Here is a 12,042-nt window from a genome sequence, read left to right as displayed (position 1 = left end):
TATAAGAGGGGGTTACGGACTATAACAAAGAAGAAACTTTAGTGGGAATATAAATCTCCTTCTGAAGTCGTTGATATTGCAGCACCGCAGGTGATGATTTAACGACATTTCAGAAGATGATTTAAGTAAAGCTATTTTATGGTTAGCTTCATAAATTAGTTATTTGACTTGTGGATGGGTGATGAGGATGGAAATATTATCAACGGGAGAAAAAATAAAAAGGACTAGAATATACAAAGGATATACCTTGAGAGAAATATGCGATGACAAGATCTCAGTGTCTAAAATGAGCTGTATAGAAAATAACAAGGTCATGGCGGAACGTTGGGTACTTGAACTGATTAGTAATAAATTAGACATAGATCTTGAATATTTAAATGAAAACGTGTTTGATCAAATTGAGGAAAACATTAAGGAGTTGAAACAGAATGACATGAATGTCATTCATGTAAATGATACAAATGATATCAATGATGATGCATTTGAAGCTAAAGTATCTTATAATTTGAAGTTTGCTGAAAAATATAATTACTATGATTTAGCAATTGAACTAATACATATGTTGTTTAATTTTTACTTAGATAAAAAAGACTTTGAGAAGACTCAATTAATTACTTCAAAATATTATGATTTACACCTAAAAACATCAATAGAAGATAATCAATTAACTTACTATATAGACATGGCAAGACGCTTATATATAAAAGAAGATTATCTTCAAGCCTCGAGCTATTATTGTAATGTGAGAAAAGGGTTAAAAGCGAGCAAGACGCCTAATTATAAAAAAATAATAACGGTAACTTATAGTGAGGCTGCCTGTAACATTATGCTTGGAAATTTTGAACACGCTTATCATGTGGGAATAAGATTATTAGATTTACTTAAGCACGTGGATACAGAATTTAAAGCGGCCGAGATATATCATATGTTGGCTATGCTATCTATAAGAGTGAACAATGGCAAGTTCCAAGAATATGAAAAAAAGTCGTATAAGCTGTATAAAGATGAAACTTCTAGTAAGGCAATAGCTATTTTTAATTATGGATCCACAATGTTTGACTGTAATATGAAAGATAGAGCAGTTGAATATATAAATAAGGGTTTAAGCGTATATCCTAGGGGCGATAAGAGAGGACTAGTTAGCTTTATGCTAGATATCGTTAAAGAGCTTATTAAAAATGACGTAATAGAGTTCGCACAGTCTATTTCTGATGAAGTGTTAAACTATGCAATTAATTTAGATGATATTAAATTAATTGAAAAAAGCTATTATTATAAAGCTATTATTCTTGACAGACAAGGAAAGGCATCTAATGCAGAGATGTATATGAACTTGTCTTTAGATTCATTATTGAAATTCGGCGCGAAGCAAAATATATATTCGCGTTACTTAGAAATGGGAAGTATGTATCATAAACTTGGTAATGTAGCTGATTCTATAAAGTATTTCAGTTTAGCGGTCCAATTAGAAAAAAAGATGTAGGTTTGGAATTATCCAAGTCCTACATCTTTTTTTATTTTATTTAGAAGTTTCTCTATTTATTATAAATTGTTTAGCTTTAATTTCTAAACTATCATCTAAAGAAGTTAAAGCTACTTCATTATATTTATTAGTTAATGCTAGTGTAAGTATTCTGTCTGCGAGCTCAGGATTTTTAGATAAAAGGGAGCCATGGAAATAAGTACAGAATGTATTTTTGTAAACGCAGCCCTCATAACCGTCTTCTCCGTTGTTGCCATAGCCAACTTCAACTGTGCCAAGTGGCTTTAAGTTGTTAATATAGGTTCTTCCAGAATGATTTTCAAAGCCTACGTAGGTTTCATCAAAAGCTTCATTATGAATAACTGTGTTGCCTATGAAACGTTTATCTCCGCCTTCAGTGTAAATATCTAAAATACCAAGACCCTCAAGCTGCACGCCCTCAGGAGTAGTATAATATTTACCAAGCAATTGATATCCACCACAAATGGCTAAAAACACTTTTCCACTTTGTATATATTCTTCTATAGCAGATTTTTTGAATTCTATTAGATCAGGGGAAACTATGGCCTGCTCATAATCTTGTCCTCCACCGAAAAATACAATATCATAATCCTCTACTTTGAAAATATCGCCCATAGATATATTAACAATGGTTACTTTAATGCCACGCAGCTCAGCTCTATGTTTCAATATTAAAATATTTCCTACATCCCCATAAACATTCAATAAATCAGGATATAAATGACAAATGTTAATTTCCATAATATTCACCTTCTAATTTAAATTTTTTATATTACCAAATTTTATCTATGTATCCTTTAGCGTGTAAAGATTTTCTTAAATTTATCATGGCAGTATAGGTAGCTAGTATATAAACTATTTCACCATCACAAGCTTTGATTTGATGTAGTAAAGCCTCTTCGTCTTTGCATAAGAGGAAAGACGAAGAGGTAAAACCTGCTACTTTAAGTCTTATGGCCATATCATACAAACGTATTCCTGATATCATAATTTTGTTAATATTAAGGCTAGTTAGACGTTCAAAATTAACATCCCAAATCCATGAAACATCTTTTCCATCAGCATAATTGTCATTTAGCAGAAGCGATAAATTTATTTTCCGTTTATCAAGATTAATAGTGTTTACTGCTTCATCATAGCCAGCTGGATTTTTAACTAATATTATTTTAACCTCTTTGCCTTCAATATTAAGGGTTTCTTGTCTGCCAAAGCTACTAGCTACTGTTTTAAGAGAGTGCTCTATAGAGGTATCTTCAAGGCCAAGTAACTTAGCTACGGAATATGCACATAGGGCATTATAAATATTATAAGTACCTGGTTGGTTTATGTAATACTCTTTATTATTAATATGAACAGTGGAACCACTGGTGTTTAAATCAACAATTTTATCCACAGAGTATGTAAGCTTTGGACGTTTATATCCACAACCGCTGCAATAGAAGTCCCCTAGATGGTTGTAGGTAATAAAATTATATTCATAAGGAGATTTGCAGATTGTGCAAAATTTAGCATCAGCATTGATATCTACAATGTTATTATCATTAACTTTAGTACCGAAACCATAGTATACAATATCATTTTTGAGGTTTAAGTTTCCGAATAAAGATTCGTCCCCATTAAGAAGAAGTGTTGCTGTGGGAACTTTTTCTACACCTTCTAGTATCTTCTTGAGCGTTGTATACACCTCACCATATCTGTCCAGTTGATCTCTGAATAAATTGGTAACGGTAATTATACGCGGAGATATATATTCAGTTACAAACTTTACATTGGCTTCATCTACTTCTATAACAGCTACTTTTTTCTCGCAAGACTTTTTAAAAGAATAATTTGAAATAAAACACGCAACTATTCCTGTATACATATTTGCTCCAGTATTGTTAGTAATTACTTGCTTATTGCTATCTTTTACGATGCTATAAATCATGCTTGTTGTTGTGGTTTTTCCATTTGTACCGGTTATGAGTATAACCTCATAATTATTAGCAATTGTTTTTAAAATATTTTTATCAAGCTTTAAGGCAATTTTGCCGGGAAAATTTGTGCCACCTTGAAATAAAAATTTTGATAATTTCATAATGGACTTTGAAACTAATATACTGAGTAACGACTGAATTTTAATGTTGAACACATCCTTTAATTGTACTTATGCACTTAGTTAATATTGACATTTATATAGAAAAACTCATCACTTATTTTAAAACCTGAATCTTTGGAGAGGTTACTAAATCTACTTAGTAAATTTAGCTTAGCATCGCCATTTAGAGGCGTTGGGCAATAGTCATTTGTATAATTCATAAAAAAAGTCAGTAGTAAAGATGAATAGCTTATTTCATTTTTTCTGTTAATTATTCTTATATGTGATCTTTTTAAGAAAATGCCTCAACCCCACTATTGTTAAATAAATAATTATATATTTAAGCCAATATATAATTATAACATATTTGCATAAATCTCTAACATATTAATGTAACTCAAAATTAAATAATTTGGATTTTTAGTTATGCATTTATTAGAATATAACTATAACACACAAAACGTTAGATTTAACGACATTTTAGAAGGAAAATTTCAAACATCTATAGGTGGGGGTCCCATACTGTAACCAATACTGTTAGTAACAGAAGCCGAAAACATTTTTTTATATTAATAAGACTTATTTAACTATAACAATAATAAATTACTGCGATGAAGGAATTTATGCATAAATAGCATTGAAAGAATTTTTTTAAATTTTTATCTTGCATTTTTATTGGGATGTTGTAGTATGTTATTATAGTAACTAATTTTATAGGCATGTTAAATATACTAATTATTTTTTAAATTATTAGCTATAGAAATAATGATATTATGTAATTGGGGGTAACATTATGGTTTGTTTAAAAAACTTAAATTATTTAAATATAAGAACATCAAAAAAAATATACAGGAATTTACCTGTATCCGATCTAGTAAGTTTTGCGCTGCAAAGAGAAGAAGGTACTTTATCAGAATCAGGTGCATTGGTTGTAAACACAGGAAAATATACAGGCAGATCGCCTAAGGATAGATTTATAGTTTCACAAGAAAGTGTTGAGGAATTAATAAATTGGGGCGATATAAATTTACCAATTGAAGAGGAAATTTTTGAGAATTTGTATAGTCAAGTGTGTAAATATTTAAGTGATAAAGATATATTTGTGTTTGATGGTTATGTTGGTGCTATGGAAGAATATAGACTACCTATTAGAGTAGTAAATGAATTTGCATCAGAGGCATTGCTTTCTAATCAATTATTTAGAAGACCAGATAAAACAATGCTTGAGTATCATAAGGCTGAATTCACAGTAATTGCGGCTCCGGGATTTAAAGCAAAAGGAGCAGAAGATGGAGTAAATTCTGAAGCTTTTATTATAATAAATTTTGATAAGAAAATTGTTTTAATTGGTGGAACACAGTATGCAGGAGAAATTAAAAAATCAATTTTTTCAATAATGAATTTTTTATTACCTGGAAAAGGCGTATTCCCAATGCACTGTTCTTCCAATATAGGTAAAAATGGAGACACAGCAGTATTCTTTGGCCTTTCAGGTACAGGAAAAACCACATTGTCGGCAGATCCAGAAAGAAAGCTTATCGGAGATGATGAACATGGTTGGTGTGATAAAGGAGTATTTAACTTTGAAGGTGGATGCTATGCCAAAACTATAAAATTAGATAAAAATAATGAAAGTGAAATTTACTCAGCATTAAAATTTGGTGCATTGCTTGAAAATGTTGTGCTTGATGATAATAATATACCTAACTATGATGATGATAGCTTAACAGAGAATACCAGAGGCGCATATCCTATAGAATATATCGAAAATGCAGAACTAAGTGGAATTGGTGGACAACCAAGCACTATAATATTTTTAACAGCAGATGCTTTTGGAGTTCTTCCACCAATTTCAAAACTTTCAAAGGAAGCTGCAATGTATCATTTTATTTCGGGATATACAAGTAAGCTTGCGGGTACAGAACGTGGGATTACAGAACCGAAGGCGACTTTTTCATCTTGCTTTGGAGAAGCTTTTATGCTAATGAACCCTTCAGTTTATGCAAAGCTTTTAGGTAAGAGAATAGACAAATATGACACTGAGGTGTTTTTGATAAATACAGGTTGGATTGGCGGAGAATATGGGGTAGGTTCAAGAATGAAACTATCATATACGAAAGCTATGGTAAAAGCTGCTCTTGAAGGTAAGCTTAAGGATGTTGAGTATAAGCAGCACCCAATATTTAAAGTAGATATACCGGTGGCGGTGCCAAATGTTCCAACAAAAATGTTAAATCCACAAAATACATGGGGAGATAAAGAAAAGTATGTTTTAAAAGCTAAAGAATTAGCATTCAAATTTGCTGAGAACTTTAGCAAATTTAAAAGGGTTGCTGAAAACATAAAAAAAGCTGGTCCTATATATAAATAATATAAAAACCCGACGGTTAGAAAGCATTATAATCCGACGGGTTTTTATGTGATTTTTGGTGTAAATATGATATACTCATTAAATAAATGAGTATTCACTCGGTATTTTGAATAAGGAGGAATAATGAGAAAGAATGGTGTTTTTTATAGAATTTTAATTTTTGCTATTATAACAGTAGTTATAGTTCTTTGGAATTTTAAAGCTAGAACTGATTTGAGTAGTAAGGATGCAGGTTTGAAAATTACTAAATGGGATGATTTTTATATTGGAGATAATATTCATTTTTATTATTTAAATGCTCAGAATGAAAATTTATCAAAACTTAAAACCAAGTATGGACTAAACAAACTTATAGATAATAAGGCTGATCAATTTGATAACTCCATAAAAATCATGCAATTTATTAATGAAAAAGTAAAAGCGGGAACTGCCTCAATGGCTAGTGATGAAAATGCATTAGAAATAATGGAAGTGGCCTTAGATGGAAATGAAATATCAGATAGTGATTACACAATTATGTATGAAGAGTGTTTATCTTCTGTTGGGATAAGTGTTAGGCGTGGAGTATTGCGAAGCAATGATAAAAGAATTAAAGGTAAATCATATTTTAATGTATGTGAAATATGGAGTGATAAATACCATAAGTGGATAATGATAGACGGTGTCAATGGGTGTTATATGAAAGAGAAAGATATTCCACTTAGTGCTATTGAAATATTAAATAAAGGAATAGGAAAAGTTGAAATTGCCTACTTGAAAAATACTAGTAAATACATAAAAAACATGTCAAGCTACTATGAAAGTTATAGTATATCTGTGGATAACAATAAGTATGGTAAGCTAAAAAGTAATTCTAAAATTACTTTTTTGAAAGAGAAACAGCTTCCTAATATAGAAACAAAGGAAGGGTTTATTGAGCCTACTATTTTTGTTAATAATCCGCAAGTATTTAATGTACCCCCTACAGTTGAATATGCAAATACAGGTAAGGATAAAATTCCCACTTTGATTTTTGCAAAGAGAGACTTGAAAAATGACACTAAAGGGGTGGAAAACTTTACCGTTGGAGCATTTATGAATAGCTATACGCTTACAAATTATTTCATAAGCGTTAATGGTTCCGACTATATAAAAGTAGATACTTTTTATGATTTACAAATCAACAAAGGGATAAATTCTATTAAATTATCACAAGATGGTAAAACTTTATCTAGGGAAGTTGTAATAGAGAAATAAACATATGAACATACAAATAGAATAAATTATGCTTAGAAGGGAGCAGACATTAGATGGATTTAAACGTTATATTGGTGTTAAAAGCTATAATAATAGCTATAGTAGAAGGGGTAACAGAATTTGTTCCTATTTCATCTACTGGACATATGATCATTGTAGGAGATATTATAAATTTTAAAGGGGCATTTGCAAATCAATTTGAGGTAGTCATTCAATTAGGAGCTATTCTTGCAATTATAGTTTTATATTGGAATAAAATATGGAAATCAGTAATGGAGTTTTTTCAAGGGAAACCCTCAGGTGTTAAGTTTTGGACTAATATTATAGTTGCATTTATACCAGCTGCAGTCTTTGGCTTTCTTCTAAATGATAAAATAGATAAATATCTTTTTAATTCAGGAACTGTAGCCGTGGGGTTAATAGTTGGCGGAGTTCTAATGATTATTATAGAAGGCAGATTTAGGGAAAAGTATACAACAGAAAGTATAGAGAAAATAAGTATTAAGCAATCATTTAAAGTAGGCTTTTTTCAATGCTTAGCACTATGGCCAGGTATGTCAAGATCAGCATCGACGATAATGGGAGGTTGGATTTGTGGTGTTTCTACAATTGCTGCAACTGAGTTTTCTTTCTTTTTAGCGATACCAACTATGGTTGGAGCTACAGCATTAACTTTATTTAAAAGTGGAATGAATTTTAGTAATGGAGAAATTATAACTTTGGTTATTGGATTTATAACAGCCTTTTTAGTTGCATTAATTGTGGTTGAAAAATTTGTTTCTTATTTAAAGAAAAAACCTATGAAGGTTTTCGCTGTTTATAGAATAATTGTTGGTGTAGTTTTGCTATTATTAATTAAAATTGGTACTATTTCATTATAAGGGACATTCAAGTAAATAATAAATATTTTTACGCGTAAAAAAAGTATATATTACGTATAATGCATTGAAGCGAGCTTTAGAACTTCTTATTTTATTTTTAATTAAGATGCGTTAAGAAAAACATATGTTTGAGCGATATAGCGAGTTTATGTTTTTTAGCAGATTAATTAAAAACAAAATTAGTAGTTCTTAGCGAAGTGAATGCATTAATAGTAATATATACTTTTTTATTTTTTATTTATGTTCATGCCATCGCTTATAAGTATAATATTTTTATCTAAATCAGTTCTATAGACAATAGAATTTATCTTTTTCAATTTAGCTAAGGTTCCTTTATTTGGATGGCCATAAGTATTAGAAGTTCCACAACTTATTACAGCAATTTTTGGAGAAACTTTATTTAGAAACTCTTGTGAGGTTGATGACTTACTGCCATGATGAGCTACTTTAAGCACCTGAGATTTTAAATTGTAACCATTGTCTAGTAGTTCCTGCTCAGCTAGGGACTCTATATCACCTGTAAATAAATAAGTTGAATTTTTATAAGATACCTTTATTGTACAGGAGTAGTTATTAGTATTTTCATAACTTGTTTTATTTGGTGATAGCATAACGCATGTTGTATTAGGGCCTAAATCTAAAGGTATATTAGGGGCGGATACTTTTATTTTAAGATTTTTATTTCTTAGAGAATTGATCATATCAGCAAATGACTGCGAGGAAGATATTACTTTAGGGGCATAGAATTCATCTACATCGAAGGTTTTAATTATCTTAGCCATACCACCTATGTGGTCTTCGTGGGGATGAGTTGCAACTACATAGTCAAGTTTTTTAACATTATTTTTTTTTAGATATCTAATTAATTTTTGAGTTGAATCAACGGTTCCACTGTCAATTAGTAAGTTTTTATTATTTACTTGAACAAGCATGCAATCACCTTGTCCTACATCAATAAAATGAGTAACCATATTATTTTCTAAATTTAAGTTAGTTGTTATAGTGGATTTATAACATATAGTTATACAGACAGATATAAAAACTAAGACGGTACAAAGTAAAATATATTTTAACCAGGTTTTCTTTGGCATATGATTAATCTCCTATGTAATATTTGAAGCATATAAATGATTTTATCCAATTATATAAAAAAATATCAATATCCAAGGAGAAATTTGAAATAAAGATTATAAACTAGTATAATTATAGTTGTAATTCAATCGTAAAATGAAAGGAACAGTGATATGAGAACTATATATTTTTATTTTTGTTTTATTATCAATTTGATCGGTAAAAGCTTTGAGAAAATAAAATTTAATAGCATAAAAAAACATAAAACTAGAGAAGAGGCAGATGTGTATATATTTAAAGTAGCTACGGAGTGGTCTAATTTTGTGCTTAGGGTTGCAGGATTAAATTTAACAGTCGTAGGAAAAGAAAATATACCAAATGAGCCTTGTGTTTTTGTGGGAAATCACCAAAGTAATTTTGATACACCAGTGATATTATCTAATATGAATAGACTTACTGGTGCAGTTGCTAAAAAAGAAATGAAAAAAATACCAATAATGAGCTATTGGATGAGGCAAATACATTGTGTATTTATGGATAGAGAAAATCCAAGAGAAGCTTTGAAGGCAATTTCGGAAGGTGTTGAAAATTTAAAGAATGGATATTCTATGATTATTTTTCCAGAAGGTACTAGAAGTAGGAGTAACAGTATAGGGGAGTTTAAAAAAGGTAGTATGAGGCTAGCAATAAAGGCAGGGGTACCTATTGTTCCTATAACATTTTATGATACCTATAAAGCGATGGAAGGTAATAATGGGAAAATTAAAAAGGCAAATGCTAAGCTTATAATTGATAAACCTATATATATTGAGGGTATGTCAAAAGAAGAAAAAGTAAAAATTTCAGAAGTAGTACAAAATATAATCCAAAACAATTTAAATAAGGAATGCGAGGAAAAATAGATTTACATGCTTACTTGTTATTTGAAAATAATCTAAAGAAAGAAGCGGCATAATGCTACTTCTTTCTTTAGATTATGCTATAGATTTATTAGCAAAACTTTTTTAATAGATAAGCTCACGAGCACTGCGAGTGATGATTACAGCACTGTAGGTGATAATTAATCGTGTCTTTTAGTTATTAAATCCTCTATAATAGATATTTTAGATTGTAGTAATGCATTTTCATTTTCTAGTTTTAGTATAGCATTATCTCCTTCTTTATGTTTACGAGATAGAGCATTTAAAGTTTTCTGTAATTTCTTGTTTGTGCTTACTTTGTCTTTTATAATTGGTTTATATATTTTACTTAGAGTAAAATTATTATTGATTAATAAGTATGTTTCATTATAAAATGCAATTATATATAATTTGATTTTTTTACATATGTATTTTTTATTTGAAATACTAAAATCTATAAATTTATTCATCTATAATCACCTCAATTATATTCTACCTAAAGAATACTACGAAAGGCAAGGTAATAATAATGGATAAAAACAGTAAGAATTATTATTTAGAGCGTATTAGAAGTAAAATTGATAGGTTGGATCTTAGAAAAAAGCAATATGAAATAAAGCTAGTCCAGCAAAACAAGTTTCTAGAGAAAAATAATTATGATAACCAAAAGCTAAAATTTGAAAATAGTATTTTACATGATCAATATAATAGTCTACTAACATTGCTCGAAAAAGAGGGGATAATTTTTGAGGTGAATTTTAGTAAATATACGCCTTATCAGTGGGAAAATTTACTTATTATAAAAGCGTCAAAGGGATATGAAATTCAAACTAAAAAAGGGAGTACCTTAATGATGCTAGATGAAAAATTTTTAGGTATTATACAAGATATAAAGAAAAGAGATTCTTACAGTTTAATTGTAATAAGAGTTACAGAAAAAACATCTTTGGTTCAGTTGAGATTTAATTGAATTTTAATATAAAAGAAGCTGAATTTGAAACTTCAACTTCTTTTATATTGTATAGAAATATTTATTTGAAAATTATTTAACCTCAGTTCTATCGCTGTCGCTAGCTCTGTCTCTTCCTAAGAAAGATAAAGAGTATAGACCGCATAAACCTACTAGAGCGAAAATAATTCTCGTAAATGCTGTTCCAGTGCCAAATAAGCTTGATACTAGGTCAAATTTGAAAAATCCAATTAGTCCCCAATTTATAGCGCCTATAATAACTAATACTAGTGCAGTACCATCTAATGCTTTCATTGTAAACATCTCCTCTTTCATAAGTCTTAGTATTATTGTTTACAATTTTTAAAAAATTATTACTATATTAAAAAAAATATTTTATTTCACCATGTATTTAATAGTGGCTAATTAATAATATGATAAATAATTAAGTGTAGTTCTTATTAAATACTGCTCACAGATATTTTAGTATAAACTTTTTTGAAATACAAATATAAATAGATAAATTAATGAATAAGCTATTGATATATATTAAAATATGTTTGATAATGTATAGTATACATTTATTTATAGAAAGATAGTGTTAACACTATCTATAGAAAAGGGAGGGATAAAATATGAATATCTTCATACAAATACTTAGCGTTGTTGCATTTGCAATTATTGTTCTTGTAATATATAATGTTTTAAAAACTTATGTACTAGATAAGATAAATATTAACAAGTGGATAGTGCTTTTATTAGCTATTGCAATATATGTGGTTCCTGTGCTCATATGGCCTAATATTATAAAGCATGTAACTTACTATGTAATGACAGGAATATCTGCTATTATGATTTTATGGTTTACGGATTTATCAGGTTTTTTAAAAAATTCGAATATTTTTAAAAAAAATTCAACAAGCATAGGTTCTGCAAATATTAATGGTAAAAAAGATAAGAAGGACGATGTAGTAATTAGGCCCAAGGCTAAACCTAATAGGAATAAAAATAATAAAAAATAATAAAAAGGAGTACAAATTTTCAGCGGGAATTT

The 12,042-nt window shown here is 29.4% G+C and carries 12 protein-coding genes; 7 read left to right on the top strand and 5 right to left on the bottom strand.

Features of this window, described 5'->3' with window-relative positions; translation table 11 throughout:
• Positions 1 to 187 precede the first annotated feature (187 nt).
• On the top strand, positions 188 to 1,483 hold the full coding sequence (locus tag ACWJJT_RS07635) for a helix-turn-helix domain-containing protein (RefSeq protein WP_462956594.1): 1,296 nt from the start codon (positions 188 to 190) through the stop codon (positions 1,481 to 1,483).
• A gap of 36 nt (positions 1,484 to 1,519) precedes the next feature.
• On the opposite strand, the gene ACWJJT_RS07630 is transcribed toward ACWJJT_RS07635, so the two are convergent.
• Positions 1,520 to 2,245, bottom strand: coding sequence for a type 1 glutamine amidotransferase (locus tag ACWJJT_RS07630; RefSeq protein WP_165411511.1), 726 nt, complete (start codon positions 2,243 to 2,245; stop codon positions 1,520 to 1,522).
• Positions 2,246 to 2,276: 31 nt separating this feature from the next.
• Positions 2,277 to 3,635, bottom strand: coding sequence for a DUF1727 domain-containing protein (locus tag ACWJJT_RS07625; RefSeq protein ID WP_462956593.1), 1,359 nt, complete (start codon positions 3,633 to 3,635; stop codon positions 2,277 to 2,279).
• A gap of 739 nt (positions 3,636 to 4,374) precedes the next feature.
• Between ACWJJT_RS07625 and pckA the strand changes: the two genes are divergently transcribed.
• The 3 genes from pckA (at position 4,375) to ACWJJT_RS07610 (ending at position 8,069) form a co-directional block, all read left to right on the top strand.
• Positions 4,375 to 5,952, top strand: a complete 1,578-nt coding sequence (pckA, locus tag ACWJJT_RS07620; RefSeq protein ID WP_462956592.1) for a phosphoenolpyruvate carboxykinase (ATP) — start codon at positions 4,375 to 4,377, stop codon at positions 5,950 to 5,952.
• 123 nt (positions 5,953 to 6,075) lie between these two features.
• Positions 6,076 to 7,188, top strand: a complete 1,113-nt coding sequence (locus tag ACWJJT_RS07615) for a transglutaminase domain-containing protein (RefSeq protein WP_462956591.1) — start codon at positions 6,076 to 6,078, stop codon at positions 7,186 to 7,188.
• Between the two features lie 53 nt (positions 7,189 to 7,241).
• Positions 7,242 to 8,069: an undecaprenyl-diphosphate phosphatase gene (locus ACWJJT_RS07610; RefSeq protein ID WP_462956590.1), complete on the top strand. Its 828-nt coding sequence runs from the start codon at positions 7,242 to 7,244 to the stop codon at positions 8,067 to 8,069.
• A gap of 227 nt (positions 8,070 to 8,296) precedes the next feature.
• Here ACWJJT_RS07610 and ACWJJT_RS07605 read toward each other — a convergent pair whose 3' ends face one another.
• Positions 8,297 to 9,160: a ComEC/Rec2 family competence protein gene (locus ACWJJT_RS07605; protein WP_462956589.1), complete on the bottom strand. Its 864-nt coding sequence runs from the start codon at positions 9,158 to 9,160 to the stop codon at positions 8,297 to 8,299.
• Positions 9,161 to 9,313: 153 nt separating this feature from the next.
• Between ACWJJT_RS07605 and ACWJJT_RS07600 the strand changes: the two genes are divergently transcribed.
• Complete coding sequence (locus ACWJJT_RS07600) at positions 9,314 to 10,042, top strand: lysophospholipid acyltransferase family protein (RefSeq protein ID WP_462956588.1); 729 nt, start codon at positions 9,314 to 9,316, stop codon at positions 10,040 to 10,042.
• Between the two features lie 158 nt (positions 10,043 to 10,200).
• Here the strand turns inward: ACWJJT_RS07600 and ACWJJT_RS07595 are convergent, their stop codons facing one another.
• On the bottom strand, positions 10,201 to 10,509 hold the full coding sequence (locus ACWJJT_RS07595; RefSeq protein WP_462956587.1) for a hypothetical protein: 309 nt from the start codon (positions 10,507 to 10,509) through the stop codon (positions 10,201 to 10,203).
• Between the two features lie 59 nt (positions 10,510 to 10,568).
• Between ACWJJT_RS07595 and ACWJJT_RS07590 the strand changes: the two genes are divergently transcribed.
• Entirely contained in the window at positions 10,569 to 11,009 is a 441-nt protein-coding gene (locus tag ACWJJT_RS07590) for a hypothetical protein (protein ID WP_462956586.1), read from the top strand.
• A 72-nt stretch (positions 11,010 to 11,081) separates the two neighbouring features.
• On the opposite strand, the gene ACWJJT_RS07585 is transcribed toward ACWJJT_RS07590, so the two are convergent.
• Positions 11,082 to 11,303: a DUF378 domain-containing protein gene (locus tag ACWJJT_RS07585; protein ID WP_165411517.1), complete on the bottom strand. Its 222-nt coding sequence runs from the start codon at positions 11,301 to 11,303 to the stop codon at positions 11,082 to 11,084.
• A 320-nt stretch (positions 11,304 to 11,623) separates the two neighbouring features.
• Between ACWJJT_RS07585 and ACWJJT_RS07580 the strand changes: the two genes are divergently transcribed.
• Positions 11,624 to 12,010 (top strand): hypothetical protein, encoded by a 387-nt coding sequence (locus ACWJJT_RS07580; RefSeq protein ID WP_462956585.1) that lies wholly within the window; start codon positions 11,624 to 11,626, stop codon positions 12,008 to 12,010.
• Positions 12,011 to 12,042: the final 32 nt, after the last annotated feature.

The organism is Clostridium sp. CM041 (assembly GCF_055081035.1).
Note: the sequence above shows the minus strand (reverse complement) of the source record. Positions and strands in the feature narration are given on the sequence as shown.